The sequence below is a fragment of the Flavobacterium sp. genome (assembly GCF_029945805.1).
GTDB lineage: Bacteria > Bacteroidota > Bacteroidia > Flavobacteriales > Flavobacteriaceae > Flavobacterium.
Map to the genome: position 1 here is coordinate 1 of NZ_JAQSDH010000041.1, position 16,335 is coordinate 16,335.

The window sequence follows — 16,335 nt, forward strand, 5'->3', positions numbered from 1 at the left end:
ACATTTACAAAAATGTCGCTTAACTTAAACTGTAATTTTTATTTGCATATCCACTGTAAAACTTCACTTAAAAATAAGGTTTCACAACAAATGGCAATTATACTATTCGATTCAAACAAGACAACCAAACAGCAATTTAAATTTAAAAAAATCTACTATCTTTAGCCTGCAATAAAAATTGCAACCGTGTTACTAAAACTAAAATTCAATACAATGGCTTTAAAAAAGAACCTGCTTTATTTAGCAATTCCAATTTGCTTCTTCTCCGTGGCAAAAAGTACTGCACAATCCAACAAAAAAACAGCAAAAAATCCCTTTCTTGTGGGTATGAATGTGCCTATAGACTATGCAAAAGTAACCTCTAAAAATGTTGAAGAGTACGCAAAACATACTATTAGCGAAGTAAATACAATGCTCGCCACCATAAAAAAACAAAAGACGCCCAATTTCACGAACGTATTTGTGGCAATTGATGACATTCGCAACAAAATAGGTTCAACAAGCAACAACTGCTTTATGTTGAATTGGGTTTCCACAGATTCCATAATCCGAACCAAAGGCTTGGCCAGCTATCAATTGATGGACTCGCTGTCAACCGCAATTTATTCTGATAAAGGAATTTACGACAAGTTGATTAGTTTTAAAAAATCAGCGGGATACAACCAGCTTAAAGGCAACAAAAAAACCTTAGCCGATGATATGATTGAAGGTTTCGAACGTTCAGGTGTAAATCTAAGTACTACAGATTTGGATAAATTCAAAACCCTTACTAAAGAAATCAGTCAATTATCGTCTGACTATTCGAATAATATGAATTCATCGAACGAAATCCTTACCCTTGATGAAAAAGGCGCTGCAGGATTGCCAGAGAGTTTCAAACAAAACTATACAACTTCCGAAGGAACCTATGCTATTCCAATCATCAACGCAACTAATGAAACTGTAATGAACAATGCTTCGCTTGAAGCTACGCGAAAAGCTTATTATATTAAGTTCTACAATAGAGCAGCCGATAAAAACATTGCTATTCTAGACGCTATGGTTAAAAAACGTGACGAATTGGCCAAACTAATGGGCTATAAAAGCTACGCCGCCTATGCATTGGAACCAAAAATGGCAAAGACTCCAGAAACCGTTTGGAACTTTTTGAATGATTTAGTAAGCCGTTCCAAAGAAAAAGCTAAGAACGACGTCGCTTTATTTGAAACCGAGAAAAAAGTAGCCTTAGCAAGCCAAGAAGCTAAATTAGAAGCTTGGGATATTGCTTACTATAAAAACGAATTGATTAAAAAACAATACAACATCAATAGTGAAGAACTAAAAGATTACTTCCCGATGCAACAATCTCTAAAAGGAATGATGGACATCTACCAAAAACTATTGGGCTTTGAATTTAGAAAAGTAACCAATGCGTCTGTTTGGCATGAAGAAGTGGAACTCTATGAGGTGTATGAAAACGGAAAATTAAAAGGGCGTTTCTACCTTGATTTATTTCCAAGACCCAACAAGGAAACTTGGTTTTATGGTGTAAATATTAATTCAGGTAAAGCTACAGCTAAAGGATACGAAATACCTGTTGCAATGTTACTTGGTAATTTTACAAAATCTACTAAAACACAACCATCACTATTGAACCAAAAAGAATTGAAAACCTTGTTTCATGAGTTTGGGCATATTATGAATTATATGTCGTACAGAGGACCTTACTCCTCTCAATCGGATTCTAAAGCCGACTTTGGCGAAGCGATGTCTCAAATATTCGAGAACTGGATATTGAATTACGATATCGTAAGTACGTTTGCTAAAAACTATAAAACGGGTGAAGTACTTCCAAAGGCTACTTTCGAACGATTATTAAACTCTAAGAAAGTTGGTTCTGGAGTTGCTTCAATTCAAACGCTTACACGTTGTTTGTATGATATGAACCTGTATGATAAATATAATTCCATTAATCCGGTGAATACGGATGATATTTGGAGAACGATTGACAAACAATTGGATGTAATGGACTTTTATCCAAAAGGAACCCATTATCAGGGAAATTGGATACATGTAAATACACATCCGGTATACATGTACGGCTATTTATGGTCTGAAGTGTTTGCCATGGATATGTTCACCGAATTTGAAAAAAATGGGCTATCTGATACTAAAACGGGAGTGCGTTACCGTGATATCATCCTTGGCAATGGAACGCAGAAAGATATCGTGAAAGTCGTGCAAGAATTCTTGGGCAGACCTTCAGATAATAAGGCATATGTGAAGAATTTGGGACTTTAAGTAAACGAAGCATTCAGAAATTGAATGTTTTATATTGTGTAATTCAACAAAAAAAATAGAGAATCGATATCGAAGTGGTTTTTCATAACTTCATTTAATAGCGCAATCAGAGTGTATTTCTAATCAGAAACTAACGCCAAAATACAAATAGCATGCTGCATAAAGTAGTAAACATAAAAAAACCGCCTTGTTATCTAACAAGGCGGTTTTTTAAACTTTGAATTAATAATTATTTTGGCATTACAACTGAATCAATCGCATGAATTACACCATTTGAAGCAGCAACATCAGCCATTACAACTACTGCACTTTTCCCATTAGCATCTGTAAGCACTACTTTTCCATCTTTTATAGACAAATCAATTTTTCCACCTTGAACTGTAGTCACAGTATATTTTCCTTTACCTTTAGTAATGGCATCTGTAACCGTTGCAGCGTCAAATTTTCCTGCAACAACATGGTAAGTCAAAAGACCTTTAAGTTTTTCAACATTTTCTGGCTTCAATAAATTATCAACAGTTCCTGCTGGTAATTTTGCAAAAGCTTCGTTCGTTGGAGCAAATACCGTAAATGGCCCTTCACTACTCAACGTTTCCACTAAACCTGCAGCTTTCACCGCTGCAACTAATGTTGTGAAATCCTCATTTCCAGCTGCTACATCTACAATTGTAGTAGATTTTTCTACTGCCATTGTATCAACTACAACTTGTGTTGTATCTACTGCAACACCTTCTTCAGCGTCTTTTTTCTTCCCATCTCCACAAGCAACTGTTAGTGATGCTACTAATGCGAAAAGACTAATCTTTTTTACTACATTCATAATTATTTGTATTTAAAATTATTAACGGAACAAATATAGTTTATTATTATTGTTTTGTTTAACTATTTTAACAAATAATTAAACAAAATTAAATTTAGTATGACAGATAATGAGCTTCCTATCGTTAATATGAAAGGTGATTCTACTTAAGTTATACAACATGAAATCATTTTCATTATTTCGTTAACTACGATAAAAGTTTTTTATTTTATTTAAGAATTGTTACTCTTATTAGTAGTGCTTTATCCCATACTTTTGTAAAAAATATGCAATGCCTCGATTCAAAGAAAACGATTTGCCCAAAGCCAAACTAAATGCGGGCTCTCTTAATAAAGCCTTACTAATATTCAAATACGCCGGCGACCATAAATGGAAGTTTTATGTCGGTTTGGTGTTCCTTTTATTCACGGGTGCCACTGCCCTAGCCTTTCCTAAACTTATGGGAATGCTGATTGATTGCGTAAAGAATAAAAACAATACCCAAGCCAATACCATCGCGCTAAGTTTGGTAGGCATATTGACCTTTCAAGCACTGTTCTCGTTCTTCCGGTTGTCCTTGTTCGTTAATTTTACCGAAAACACTTTAGCCAATCTTAGACTCGCTTTATACAGCAATCTGATTAAATTACCCATGTCGTTCTTCTCGCAAAAACGGGTGGGCGAACTAAACAGTAGAATCAGTTCTGATATTGCCCAAATTCAGGATACGCTTACCACGACTATTGCCGAATTCCTGCGCCAGTTCATTCTGATAATTGGTGGTGTTATTTTATTGGCAACCCAAAGTATAAAACTGACTTTAATGATGCTTGCCGTTGTGCCTTTAGTTGCAGTTGCTGCCGTAATTTTCGGAAGGTTTATCAGAAAGTATTCCAAGAATGTACAAGATCAAGTCGCCGAAAGTCAAGTAATTGTTGAAGAAACATTACAAGGTATTAGTAATGTGAAAGCGTTTGCCAACGAATGGTATGAAATTGCACGCTACAAAGGAAAGATTAACGAGATTGTCACCATTGCCATCAAGGGCGGACAGTACCGCGGGTATTTTGCGTCGTTTATTATCTTCTGTTTGTTCGGTTCTATTGTGGCCGTTGTTTGGTATGGTGTTACTTTAAGTATTAGTGGTGAAATGACTGTAGGTCAGTTGATTTCTTTTGTATTGTATTCTACTTTTGTAGGCGCTTCGTTTGGTGGAATAGCCGAATTGTATGCCCAAATCCAGAAAGCCATTGGTGCAACCGAACGCGTATTCGAACTGTTAGAAGAAACCCCAGAAAACATCAATTCCCATAACTCGGCAACGACTAAAAAAATTAAAGGCAATGTTACCTTCAAGAATGTAGCGTTCTCCTATCCTTCCCGAAAGGAAATTGAAGTATTGAAAGATGTCAGTTTCACGGCTAACTTTGGGCAAAAGATTGCCATTGTAGGTCCAAGTGGTGCGGGTAAATCGACTATATCCTCACTTCTGCTGCGTTTTTATGACATTGCGAGTGGCCAAATCCTTATTGACAACAAAAGCATTTACGACTACGATCTTGATAACCTGCGCGGCAATATGAGTATCGTTCCGCAAGATGTCATTTTGTTTGGCGGCAGCATCCGTGAAAACATCGCCTATGGTAAACCCGATGCTACCGAAGAAGAAATTCTAAAAGCGGCCAAACAAGCCAATGCACTCGACTTTGTAAACGGATTTCCAGAAAAGTTCGACACCTTGGTTGGCGAACGTGGCATCAAGTTGTCGGGCGGTCAACGCCAGCGAATTGCCATTGCACGTGCGCTGCTTAAAAATCCGAGTATCTTGATTCTAGATGAAGCCACATCGTCGTTAGACAGCGAAAGCGAAAAACTAGTTCAAGAAGCCTTAGAAACCTTGATGGAAGGCCGAACCAGCATCATCATTGCGCACCGACTTTCCACCATTAGAAATGCCGATGCCATTTTGGTCTTAAACGAAGGCCGCATCGCCGAAAAAGGAACCCACAAAGAACTCCTAAAAATAGAACACGGCGTATATAAAAACCTAAGTAACCTGCAGTTCTCCAATTCGTAATAGCAAGAGTATCCAACAAATTCCTATTTAAACATACAACCGAACACTAAGCACTGAATAATAAGAAGCACAACCAGTGTCTTTCTAACAAGCAATCCTCCCGCTGTCCGCTCTATCTTTTTTGTTTTGTCATGCTATGATTGTCAAAGTACAAAACAAAAAAGGATGCCGCTCCCATCGGGGCTAGCAAGATCTTCTGCGTATCTAAGATCTTATGAAACTAATCTCCTCCGGCTTCGGCTCTCTTCTTTTGTCATTTCGACAACGGAAGAATCGCATTAAAATTTGCTCCATATTATGAGATTGCTTTTCCATCTCGAGCTAATATCTGATGTCTTCCTGCGTCAGTAGAACAAATAAAAAGACAGCTCCCAATACGAGCAAAATCAACTATCTGTGAAATCTGTGTTTTAATACTTCGTGCCTTTGCAAGAAAGCTCCTTTTGTCATTTCGACAACGGAGAAATCGCATTAAACTTGCATAGCATGAGGAGTTATTACTGCAGCGATATCACAAATAAAAAAACAATCCGTGTTAATCTGTGATAATCTGTGTTTCAAAATGTAAGCACCCACTAAAAGCGTTAGAACAACCGCTAAAAGTGTATTATAAATAAAACAGGGGAATTTGTCAAAATAAATCGAACTAAAAACAGTCGATTCACTTTATTTTACAACCCAGTTCCCGTCCAAATCAAATAAAAGGTTTCGCAGTGTAGAATAGGATATCCTATACAAATTCAAGATTTTAGATTCGTAACAATTACAGCGGCACTATCTTCAAAAATAGAATTATCACTGAAGTATCAAAAATTGTTTTGACATTATTTCATAAAATTTCACAAAATTCGCACGCACTTTTATCCAATAGTTTATTTTTGCGCTATGGGAAGAAAACAAACCAACAAAGTCATATTTGAAAACGTTACGGTTCTGGATGCTGGTGCCAAAGGCGTATCGGTAGCCAAAGCGCCAGAAGGTCAAGTAATATTCATACCAAACGTCGTTCCGGGTGATGTAGTTGACGTGCAAACTCTAAAGAAAAGAAAGTCTTATTTTGAAGGCAAAGCCATAAAGTTTCATGAATTTTCTGTGGATAGAGTTGAACCAGTTTGCCAGCATTTTGGTGCGTGTGGCGGTTGCAAATGGCAGAATATGAAGTACGATAAGCAGTTATTTTACAAGAATCAGGAAGTATACAACAACCTGAAACGCATTGGTAAAATTGAATTGCCTGATTTTGAGCCAATATTAGGTTCTGAAAAACAATTCTTCTATCGTAACAAAATGGAGTTCGGATTCTCAGATACCCGTTGGTTAAACGAAATCGAAATTCAATCGGAAGACCAATCCCTAAGCAAAAAGCCTGCATTGGGTTTCCATATTCCGCGAATGTGGGATAAGATTTTGGATATCGAAAAGTGTCATTTACAAGAAGATCCTTCGAACGCTATTCGTAATAGTATACGCGAATTTGCTGTCGAACACGATATGCCGTTCTTCAATGCCAGAAACCACGAAGGCTTTTTGCGCACACTAATGATCAGAACTGCTTCTACCGGAGAAATTATGGTATTAATTCAGTTCTTTCAGGAAGATAAAGCACAACGGGAATTGTTATTAAATTTCATCAACGTAACGTTTCCCCAAATTACATCGCTACAATATGTTATTAATGGCAAAGCCAATGATACGCTGTACGATCAAGATATTAAATTATTCAAAGGAAGAGATTATATATTAGAAGAAATGGAAGGCTTGAAGTTTAGCATCAATGCTAAATCGTTCTACCAAACCAACTCTGATCAAGCCTACGAATTGTATAAAATTACAAGAGATTTTGCAGGATTAACAGGCACGGAGCTTGTTTACGATTTATACACCGGAACAGGAACTATTGCACAATTCGTTTCTAAACAGGCCAAAAAAGTTATTGGTGTAGAAGCTGTTCCTGAAGCGATTGCAGATGCGACAGAAAACGCAAAACGCAATAGTATTACCAATTGTGAGTTTTATGTGGGCGATATGAAAAACGTTTTCAACGACGACTTCATTGCGCAACACGGTCATCCTGATGTAGTTATCACCGATCCGCCACGTGATGGAATGCACAAAGATGTAGTAGAGCAGTTATTGAAAATTGGCGCAGATAAAATTGTATATGTAAGTTGCAACTCGGCTACACAAGCAAGAGATTTAGCTTTATTAGATGAAATGTACAAAGTTACGCGAGTGCGTCCGGTAGATATGTTTCCGCAAACGCATCACGTAGAAAATGTTGTACTTTTGGAGAAAAGATAGGGAATTAGTGGTCAGTTTTCAGTGCTCAGCAAGCAGTTACAACTGAATGTTCGAAATGATCTTAAATTAATATATTTTAAATGAAAAAAATAGTTGCTTTAATACTACTTCTAATTTCATTGTCAAGCTGTGAGAAAGACGACATCTGTGTAGATGAAACCACTCCCCGACTGATCATTGAATTTTACGATATTACCAACCCAGCGGCTTTGAAACCAGTTTTAAACTTAACGGCTAAAGGTGAAGGCGCTGCCGATTTTATGGTTTTCAATACGAGTTTGACTGCAACGGATCCAAACCGCTATCTGTTTAACGGAAGTAAACTTGCCTTGCCTCTAAAACTAAATGATACTATTACGAAATATAGTTTGGTATTAAATAGTACCAGTTTGACGGCGTCTAATGAAGACTTTCTTGAGTTTCATTATACACCCGAAAATGTTTTTGTATCAAGAGCTTGTGGCTATAAAACGATTTTTCAATTGAATTCACCAGGTGGAGTACTTCTCACAGATTCAGCTGCGCCAGATACGTTTTGGATTCAACAAAACATTAACATTCAAAAATATTCAATCACAACGGAAGATGAGACACATATCAAAATTTACTTTTAGTATTTGCTTGGTGTTGTTAACATCTTTAGGCAACGCACAAGAACAAGCAACAATCAAAAAAGATAGCATAGTGGCACCCGTAAAAAAGGAGCGTTATGGTTTGCGCCTTGGAGTTGATTTGTTCAAATTAACGCGTTCGTTTTATGAAACTGACTACCGAGGTTTGGAACTTACAGGCGATTATAGATTGACCAGAAGACATTATTTAGCAGCCGAAATCGGAAACGAAGACAAAACGGTGGATGATGATCAAGTCAATTTTACCACAAAAGGAACGTATTTAAAAGTTGGTTTTGATTATAATACGTATCAGAATTGGCTCAACATGGAAAACATTATTTCGGTAGGTTTGCGCTATGGCGTGAGCAGTTTTAGCCAGACAAGGAACAGTTATCAAATCTATAATCCGAATCCTTATTTTGGTCCATCGCCCGTTATTATTGATGGAACGTCGTTTGATGGTTTATCGGCACAATGGATTGAAGTGGTTGCTGGAATGAAAGCAGAAGTTTTCAATAATATCTTTGTTGGATTCAGCTTTAGACTGAACCGTATGATTTCACAGAAAAAACCAACCGACTTTGATAATCTTTACATTCCAGGTTTTAACCGAACGTATAATGGTGATTTTGGTGTAGGATTCAACTATACGGTTTCTTATTTTATTCCGCTATACAAGTCGACCGTGAAAACTAAAGCAAAAGAGACGAAGAAAAAGTAATTTAATATTCGTGGATTTGGTTATTTGGTTATTCGTTGTTTTAACAAATAACCAAATTTATTAGCCCACTTCTTTAAGGCCTTTCATTAAAAGCCACGACATAAATATCTTTTCTCCATCTTTGGTTTTAATAGCCTGAAATTTTGGTGCAATTAAAATTGCAATTACAAAAGCTGTAAAAGGGATAAAGTATCCCGTTATGGTCAAGCCGCCATAGATGCTGATCAAATAATAAGCGGGTAGAAACAATATAGAAAAGCTTATAAAATTGTAGATTATGGATTTTACTGTTTTAGACATAATTGTGTGTAAATGAAATTATTATTTACCGTTGATCCAACCTACAATAGCAGCATCTGTTGGTAATACTCTTGGAGATAGTACTTTTACCAATTCTCCTTGTTCGTTGATTAGGTATTTTTGAAAGTTCCATTCAACAGTACTGTCTTGAAGACCGTTTTTACTTTTTTGAGTTAGGAATTTATACACTTTATCCATGTCATCTCCCTTTACAGAAATTTTACTCATCATTGGAAATTTAACACCGTAATTCATTTCACAAAATTTAGCAATTTGCTCATTACTTCCTGGCTCTTGAGAACCGAAGTTATTTGCTGGAAAACCAACGATTACAAAATTTTTGTCTTGATATTTTTCATATATAGATTCTAAATCCTTGTATTGTGGCGTTAATCCACATTCGGAAGCGGTATTGACAATTAGTATTTTTTTACCTTTAAGGGTGGCAAAGTCAAATTCCTTACCATATAAGTCTTTTACTTTGAATTGATAAATAGTTTCCGCTTTAATTGGGGTTTGTGTTTCCATTATTTTTTTATTGTTTTGCGCCTGGTTTTGGCAACTGAATAAGGTTAAAATTGTTACAAGTAAGCTATATTTTTTCATAATTTTTTTTTATAAAATTAAACATTATTTCCATAATTCATCAGAGTCAATTCTTAAAGTTTTGCCAATATAAAAAAAGCTCAGTGATTGGGTATCACTGAGCTTCCAAACAACGTAATAGAAACAATTGTTACCTTAAATTTCTATTACAACAAAAACCAAACAAAACATCTTTTATTAAAACTTATATACAATTTTACTTTTAATGAATAAAGGAGTTCCCGGAGTAAAATGAATTTCGGTCACTGGTTGACTTTCATTTTGCAATTTGGATTCGGTGGCAAACTGCGTTTCATTCCACTTAGTATTGAATATATTTTCAGCCGATATCCCAAATACAAAGTTTTTAATTACATAATTGATATTCAAATCGGACACCATATACCCTTTAGCAATAATGGAATTGTCCTCGTTGGCTGGACGCGATTTTAAATAACGGTAATGAAAACCTCCTGAAAAGTGTTTTAAATTTGTTACACTAAATCCACCTGTAGCTGTAAAGTCTGGAGCTAACGGAATATAATCTTGCCCTGAGGATTGCTCAATACTTCTGGTATACGTATAATTCAAATCGGTGTCAAAAAACAACCATTGATTTAATTGATAACGCAACCCTAAATCAGCACCTAATCGTCTAGATTTTCCGCTTGGCTCTACAATACCCGCATCTCCAACATATACAAATTCTTGTTCTAAATACAAATACCATACAGCCGCGGTGATAACCATTTTGGGCATTGGTTTAAATAGGGTTCCTAAATCAGAACCAAACGCAGTAGGTAAAATCTTTTTTCCGGATTGTTCCACTACTACTCTTGTGTCATTAGAATGAAAGCCTAAACCAGATTTAAAATACAACTGAAAATTACTATTTTGTGAATAAATAAAATTCAGTTTTGGCGATGCTTTAAACTTATTTTCCGATTGCGTTTGAAATAATGTGGCAAGTTTATCTTCGTAATTAAATTTAAAATAATCAACTCTAAGTGCCGGATTTATCTTTAGTTTTCCAAATTCAAATTCGGCATTCAGATAAGAAAACATATTTGATTGATTGATGTCGCCAAGTTTTATATTTTCCAGTGTGGTGTATCTTCCCTTGGTATGCGACAATTCGGTATCAGTCGTGGCATCTGTTCTAAATCCTACTCCGAATTGATATGCAGCATTCGTTTTCTTAGTTGAAACTTCCGCATTGAAACTATAAATATTCCGTTTCTCCTTTTGTCTAATTTGGTCTCCATTTATGGGGTCATTTAGAAAAAAGGTGAAATTGGAATACAATTCAAAATCATAATAGGAATAAAACGAATTGGCTTTTAAAAACGTATTTTCGGATAGTGGTTTTACAATTGAAAAATTGACATTGGTTCTCGAAGTAGTTCCGCCTTCCGTATCGTCTACTGCTCCAAATCTAGAAATAGTGCCGTTGTCTATTAATCGCTGCGGAATTTGTCCTGAGGCATTCCATTTACTTGAAAATCGGGAAACTTGTACCGAAAACTTACTGTTGTCTGCAAAAACGCCAGTGTATTTTCCGAAGAGGTTGATTCGTTTAAAATTTTGAGGTGAATCAAAAGGACCATCGGTTAAAATATATTCAGTAGCAATAAAAGCATTTTGTGTTCTGCTTTTTTCGAGTAAATTAAAAATACCCACTGTTCGCAACGTATTGAATTGACCCACTTCAAGGTTAATGGAACTGTCATCAAACTTTTCTCTTGTTTGAAAACCGACATAACCTGCAGTGGCAAAATCCCCTTTGTTTGCATAATACGTGCCTTTTCCAAAATCTATTTTATCGACTGTTTCCGGAATCACAAAATGCAAATCAGCATAGCCTTGTCCGTGAGCATGTGAAACCATATTCACCGGCATACCATCTACAGAAACAGCTATATCTGTTCCGTGATCAATGTCAAATCCACGGAGAAACAATTGCTCGGCTTTACCTCCACCAGCATGTTGACCGATGAATAAACCGGGAACTTTGCGCAAAATCTCTTGTGAAGAATTTACGGGGTTTGTTGATAAATCCATTTTTGAAATCACATTCATAGCCGACAATTTGGGTTGAATCGTTACTTGTTCCAATTTATAAATGTCTTCTTCCATAATAATAGTGCCATCACTTTCGTTAACACTATAATTTAGCTTCTTAAAACCCAATGCTGATAGTAATAATTCGTCATTTATAGTTGTTTTATCAATTTGAAAAACGCCGAATTCATTCGTGTGCGCATGAGTTTTTGATACAATGTTTATGATATAAGCATTCTCAATTGGATTCCCTATACTGTCAAGTACCGTTCCTTTATGTACCTGACTGTAAGATACAATTGTAAAAATTGACATAAAGTAAGTAAGTAAACTTTTCATTACAAGCTCTTTATTTTTCTCTCCAAATTAGGACCTAATTCAAAAGTGCTTTTTAACAATTCCTCTTTAATTGGTTTCACTTTGTTAAGTTGGTTATTGGCTTTGTATATGATAGCCAAATGGTAATTCAATTTGGGTTCGAATGATTTGCCTTCAACGTATTTTTGTTCAATTTCAAGAGCTTTTTGTTTGTCCCCAAGATTGTAGTAACTCCATGCCAATAAATCGTAAGAAACGGGAGTTGGTCTGTGTTCTACTTCTACTTTGGCTATTTCAAGTGCTTTTGTACTGGTCGCTTTATCTTGAGCAAAAAGAATCACATTATAACTATTGTACATGGCACCATAATTCGTGTTTTGCAATAATGCGCTATAATTATTTAAATTTTCTTTCCTTAAAGCTTCAATATTTTCATATTCGGCAATTTGGGCTTTCAAGAGATAAAAATCGGGAGAGTTGTGTTTTTTGGCAATGGTATCGATAATTCTATTGGCTTCTTTGGTATCTTTTTCATAGGAAAAGGCAATCCAAGCAATACCTTTCAATGCATAACTATTGTTAGGGTCAAGAGCTAATGTTTTTAAATAATAGGCATACGATTCTGCAATATTACCAGCATGTCCACTGAAATCTCCGAGGTTAGAATACACCCAAGTTTTCAGATATTTATTATTGTACTTTTCAGCAATTGTTTGGGCTTTTTTCATCAAAACTATTGTGGTATCCAAGTCGCCTTGATGATCATTCCATTTTGCTGCTCTAATAAGGTAATCAAAATCATCAGCAGCGTAAATCGCGTTTAAACATTTTTTGGCTTCAGTATAATTTCCCAATTCCATTTGAACATCAAAAAGTAATTTATTGGTTTCTTTGATTCCTTCGCCAATAGTTTTTGCTTTAGTAACTAATTCCAGAGCTTCTTTGAATCGATGTTGTGAAATGTAATTCCTAGCCAAAGCTCTTATAGTTCCTACACTAGAATAATTGTAGGCTTCGTTTGATTGTATTAATAAAGTTTCTGCTTTTTTTAGGTAGTCGATAGTAGCTGTTATTTCAAATAGTTTGGAATAATTGGAAGCTAAAACCCCAAGATAACTAATCTGATTTGGAGATTTATCATATTTTTTTTGCCAAAAAGCTATTTCACTTTCAACAAATACCAAAGACTGATTTTTAGAATTTGTCAAATAGCTATTATAGTCGTTAACATTAGTTATTTTATCAGATTGTTTAGAACAACTAGACATCAATAAACCAATAAAAAAAAGTGTAAGTAAGGATTTAACTGTTGTCATTTTTTGCTTTTTTGTTTGTTTTTTTTTGTTTGTTTTTTGAAGAAAACTAAGAGCGTAAATTTAAATTACGCTCTTAGTTACTTATTTTACCAAGCAGAAGCTAAGTAGGGAAAAGAATTTGAAAATGTTTTGTCGTTAGCATTAACATTATCAGAAGTCAGTGTAGGATTTGAAGTTCCTGCTGGTCCACCAAAAATCAACAACAATTCCACATCAATCACGTCATCCGCTAATGCTCTTCCAGTTAACACATTGGTACCATCAAAAAAGGTAGTGGTTCCACTTGTTTTCACATTCAAAACATCAGTTGCTAAAATTCCGGTAAACGCCGCAGCATCTAATCCTAATGCATTGGTAGTATACCCAGCATTTAACGCTAATAATCTTGACTGAAAAATACCTTGATAAGCGCTTCCCATTTGAGATGGAATAGCAACGTTAAAAGCGTCTTTTGGTGCTCCCGAAGCTATAAAAACGGTGTTTATTGCTGGTCGAGCCATTTGATCTTGAAGAACATAAGTTCCTGAATAATCAACTGAAGGACTTGAATCATCACTACAATTCACTGAAAGCATTGATACAATTACTGTTACAGCTACTACTAAATATTTATTTGTTTTCATCTTTTTTAAGTATTTTAATTATTGTTTTCTTTTTGTTTCAGCCCATACATTAAGAGATGCTGCAGATCCTAGTGTTGATTTTGGAACTTCAACGACTAGAGAAAGTACATTTGTTCCAGCAAACGTGTCGGTCCCAGGATTGTTAAATCCAGGTGCTGTTCCGGATAGAATAGCTCTGAATTGACCCAAATCAAAAAAGAATGGATCATCTCTTGGACCAGCAAAAAACTTATACTCATTTTGAGTAGCAATAATCGGCGTTTGACCGTATTGAGAAATTTTTACATTTCCAATAGCGGCATCTGTTTTGATAGTACTTGTTGTACCTGTTGTTCCTGGAGCAACTGGACCAAAGAAATACATCTTGTCATTTTTTCTAATGGCTTGGATTACTAAATCCTCGACATTATCGCCCGTATTATCAATATTGATTTCAAGTAATACATTCTCATCGAATGTTGAAGCAGCTGTTGCTGCTGGGCTTAACAATCCTTGAGTGTTAATTACAAATACCATATTATTGGTATTTTGTCCTTGAAAAGCATAAACATCAGTAATGTCTGAAGCATTACCAGTTACTGCCGGTGCATCAGCATGATCCGCAGCAATTAGAACTAGGCCAGATATCGCTAAAAACGAAAGCCCTAAATAAATTTTTGATTTTTTCATTGTTTTATAATTTTAAGTTATAGAAGCATGTACGACTGAAAATGAAGTTTGGATTTAAATTTTTTATTATTTTTTTTAACTTGTTACTATTCAATTATTTATAATGAAAAATAATTTTTATTAAAGACAATAAATTAATTATACAGAAAGATTATTTAAATTTACGATTCAGAATAAATAGCTATGACACAAGAAGAATTGTTACCCTTGCTCTTAAGAAAAGAAGAAAGGGCATTTACCCAGCTGTATGATATGTATTCCAAAAGCCTTTTCAGTGTTATCACAAATTTGATAAGTGACCGTGAAGAAGCAGAAGACGTCCTTCAGGAAGTATTTGTTAAAATCTGGAAAAATATTGAAACCTACAATCAGAGTAAAGGCAGATTGTATACCTGGATGCTAAATATTGCCCGAAATACAACCATTGACAAACTGCGTTCCAAAGGCTTTAACAACAGTCAAAAAAACCTGTCTTCTGATAATTTCGTACATCTGTTGGATGACAGTAACAAGTTGACTAATAAAATAGATAGCATTGGATTAAGAGATTTTGTAAATAAACTCAAACCAAAATGTATTCAGTTAATTGATTTATTGTTCTTCAAAGGATTTACTCAGCAGGAAGCTTCAGAAGAATTAGAAATTCCACTTGGCACTGTTAAGACCCAAAATAGAACGTGTATGAATGACCTACGAAATTATTTAAAAGTATAATGGAAAATAAAGAATATATAGAATCAGGAATTTTGGAACTCTATGTTTATGGTTTGCTAAGCGAATCAGAAAACGATCAAGTGACTGCTATGTCCAATAAGAATCCAGAAATCAAGGAAGAGATCCTTTCTATTGAAAAAGCTATTGTTAACTTATCAAGCAGCTTCTCTCCTTTTATTTCTCATAGTCAGTTTGAAAAGATAAAGGCAGAACTAGAACTAAAACACAGTCGAGTTGTAAGTATGAAACCAAGAAGCAATGCCGCATCTTATTTGGGCTGGGCAGCTTCAATTGTATTATTGGTTGGTGTCGGTTACCAATATTCAAAACTGAATGAAACTACAAAGCAAGTAGTAGCAGTAGAGAACGAAAAATCAAAATTGCAGGAAACTGTGGTAAGTTTGGAAACGAAAAACATAGAAACACAAACTGTTTTAAATGTCGTTCGTGACGAAAACAATACGGTTATTGCCCTTGGTGGTCAAGCCGCAGCGCCAACAGCTAAAGCAAAAATCTATTGGAATCAAAAAACACAAGTGGTTTATGTAGATGCCAGCGGATTACCTGAACCACCTGAAGGTAAAGTGTACCAAATTTGGTCTCTAAAATTATTACCGCAATTAACTCCAACAAGCATTGGACTCTTAACGGATTTCCAAGCTAACGAAAGCAAATTATTTGCGGTTGATAAAACAAACGGTGCCGAAGCATTTGGAATCACATTAGAGCCTGCTGGCGGAAGTCCTTCTCCTACTATGGAACAATTATATACTTTGGGTAAAGTCTAAAACCTCATGTCAAATCGCAGTATTCAAAGAAAAAGTCCCGAAAATTATCGGGACTTTTTTATATAAATTTAATTCAACTCAGTTACTCTTTTGAAGAAGTATTTAGCGCTAAATTCATTAATGTCCGATAAAAACTAATATAGGACTTTTTTATTATTTATCTATTTGT

At 35.3% G+C, this 16,335-nt stretch carries 12 protein-coding genes and 1 pseudogene; 7 read left to right on the top strand and 6 right to left on the bottom strand.

The features are described 5' to 3' along the window. Positions 1-213 precede the first annotated feature (213 nt). A complete protein-coding gene (locus PSU83_RS10710; RefSeq protein WP_300589434.1) occupies positions 214-2,280 on the top strand; it encodes a M3 family metallopeptidase in 2,067 nt (688 codons plus the stop codon). A gap of 229 nt (positions 2,281-2,509) precedes the next feature. Here the strand turns inward: PSU83_RS10710 and PSU83_RS10715 are convergent, their stop codons facing one another. After that, entirely contained in the window at positions 2,510-3,100 is a 591-nt protein-coding gene (locus tag PSU83_RS10715; RefSeq protein WP_300589436.1) for a fasciclin domain-containing protein, read from the bottom strand. A gap of 271 nt (positions 3,101-3,371) precedes the next feature. On the opposite strand from PSU83_RS10715, the gene PSU83_RS10720 reads away from it, so the two are divergent. The 4 genes from PSU83_RS10720 (at position 3,372) to PSU83_RS10735 (ending at position 8,792) form a co-directional block, all read left to right on the top strand. Beyond that, entirely contained in the window at positions 3,372-5,156 is a 1,785-nt protein-coding gene (locus tag PSU83_RS10720; protein ID WP_300589437.1) for an ABC transporter transmembrane domain-containing protein, read from the top strand. Between the two features lie 885 nt (positions 5,157-6,041). Next, on the top strand, positions 6,042-7,457 hold the full coding sequence (rlmD, locus tag PSU83_RS10725; protein WP_300589438.1) for a 23S rRNA (uracil(1939)-C(5))-methyltransferase RlmD: 1,416 nt from the start codon (positions 6,042-6,044) through the stop codon (positions 7,455-7,457). 80 nt (positions 7,458-7,537) lie between these two features. After that, positions 7,538-8,071, top strand: a complete 534-nt coding sequence (locus PSU83_RS10730) for a DUF6452 family protein (protein ID WP_300589439.1) — start codon at positions 7,538-7,540, stop codon at positions 8,069-8,071. Then, complete coding sequence (locus tag PSU83_RS10735; RefSeq protein WP_300589440.1) at positions 8,043-8,792, top strand: DUF6048 family protein; 750 nt, start codon at positions 8,043-8,045, stop codon at positions 8,790-8,792. The genes PSU83_RS10730 and PSU83_RS10735 overlap by 29 nt, the downstream gene beginning before the upstream one ends. Before the next feature lie 60 nt (positions 8,793-8,852). Here the strand turns inward: PSU83_RS10735 and PSU83_RS10740 are convergent, their stop codons facing one another. The 5 genes and pseudogenes from PSU83_RS10740 to PSU83_RS14800 all read right to left on the bottom strand — a co-directional run bounded on the left by PSU83_RS10740 (position 8,853) and on the right by PSU83_RS14800 (position 14,664). After that, complete coding sequence (locus PSU83_RS10740) at positions 8,853-9,092, bottom strand: hypothetical protein (RefSeq protein WP_300589442.1); 240 nt, start codon at positions 9,090-9,092, stop codon at positions 8,853-8,855. A 21-nt stretch (positions 9,093-9,113) separates the two neighbouring features. Beyond that, positions 9,114-9,698 carry a glutathione peroxidase gene (locus PSU83_RS10745; RefSeq protein WP_300589444.1) on the bottom strand — a complete coding sequence of 195 codons (585 nt, stop codon included), beginning with the start codon at positions 9,696-9,698 and terminating at the stop codon, positions 9,114-9,116. Between the two features lie 177 nt (positions 9,699-9,875). Then, positions 9,876-12,077 (bottom strand): TonB-dependent receptor plug domain-containing protein, encoded by a 2,202-nt coding sequence (locus PSU83_RS10750; protein WP_300589445.1) that lies wholly within the window; start codon positions 12,075-12,077, stop codon positions 9,876-9,878. Next, complete coding sequence (locus PSU83_RS10755) at positions 12,077-13,372, bottom strand: hypothetical protein (protein ID WP_300589446.1); 1,296 nt, start codon at positions 13,370-13,372, stop codon at positions 12,077-12,079. Before PSU83_RS10755 ends, PSU83_RS10750 begins: the two co-directional genes overlap by 1 nt. Positions 13,373-13,458: 86 nt before the next feature. Beyond that, positions 13,459-14,664 (bottom strand): annotated as a pseudogene (locus PSU83_RS14800) (DUF4331 family protein). 183 nt (positions 14,665-14,847) lie between these two features. Between PSU83_RS14800 and PSU83_RS10770 the strand changes: the two are divergent. Both PSU83_RS10770 and PSU83_RS10775 read left to right on the top strand, forming a co-directional pair. Continuing rightward, positions 14,848-15,378 (top strand): RNA polymerase sigma factor, encoded by a 531-nt coding sequence (locus tag PSU83_RS10770; RefSeq protein ID WP_300589449.1) that lies wholly within the window; start codon positions 14,848-14,850, stop codon positions 15,376-15,378. Beyond that, positions 15,378-16,166, top strand: a complete 789-nt coding sequence (locus PSU83_RS10775) for an anti-sigma factor (protein ID WP_300589450.1) — start codon at positions 15,378-15,380, stop codon at positions 16,164-16,166. Before PSU83_RS10770 ends, PSU83_RS10775 begins: the two co-directional genes overlap by 1 nt. The last annotated feature ends 169 nt before the right edge of the window (positions 16,167-16,335 follow it).

What these genes read in the sequence shown, in the direction of transcription:
- PSU83_RS10710 (WP_300589434.1), top strand. Translation starts at nt 214, where the DNA reads ATGGCTTTAAAAAAGAACCTGCTTTATTTAGCAATTCCAATTTGCTTC.
- PSU83_RS10715 (WP_300589436.1), bottom strand. Translation starts at nt 3,100, where the DNA reads ATGAATGTAGTAAAAAAGATTAGTCTTTTCGCATTAGTAGCATCACTA.
- PSU83_RS10720 (WP_300589437.1), top strand. Translation starts at nt 3,372, where the DNA reads ATGCCTCGATTCAAAGAAAACGATTTGCCCAAAGCCAAACTAAATGCG.
- rlmD (WP_300589438.1), top strand. Translation starts at nt 6,042, where the DNA reads ATGGGAAGAAAACAAACCAACAAAGTCATATTTGAAAACGTTACGGTT.
- PSU83_RS10730 (WP_300589439.1), top strand. Translation starts at nt 7,538, where the DNA reads ATGAAAAAAATAGTTGCTTTAATACTACTTCTAATTTCATTGTCAAGC.
- PSU83_RS10735 (WP_300589440.1), top strand. Translation starts at nt 8,043, where the DNA reads ATGAGACACATATCAAAATTTACTTTTAGTATTTGCTTGGTGTTGTTA.
- PSU83_RS10740 (WP_300589442.1), bottom strand. Translation starts at nt 9,092, where the DNA reads ATGTCTAAAACAGTAAAATCCATAATCTACAATTTTATAAGCTTTTCT.
- PSU83_RS10745 (WP_300589444.1), bottom strand. Translation starts at nt 9,698, where the DNA reads ATGAAAAAATATAGCTTACTTGTAACAATTTTAACCTTATTCAGTTGC.
- PSU83_RS10750 (WP_300589445.1), bottom strand. Translation starts at nt 12,077, where the DNA reads ATGAAAAGTTTACTTACTTACTTTATGTCAATTTTTACAATTGTATCT.
- PSU83_RS10755 (WP_300589446.1), bottom strand. Translation starts at nt 13,372, where the DNA reads ATGACAACAGTTAAATCCTTACTTACACTTTTTTTTATTGGTTTATTG.
- PSU83_RS10770 (WP_300589449.1), top strand. Translation starts at nt 14,848, where the DNA reads ATGACACAAGAAGAATTGTTACCCTTGCTCTTAAGAAAAGAAGAAAGG.
- PSU83_RS10775 (WP_300589450.1), top strand. Translation starts at nt 15,378, where the DNA reads ATGGAAAATAAAGAATATATAGAATCAGGAATTTTGGAACTCTATGTT.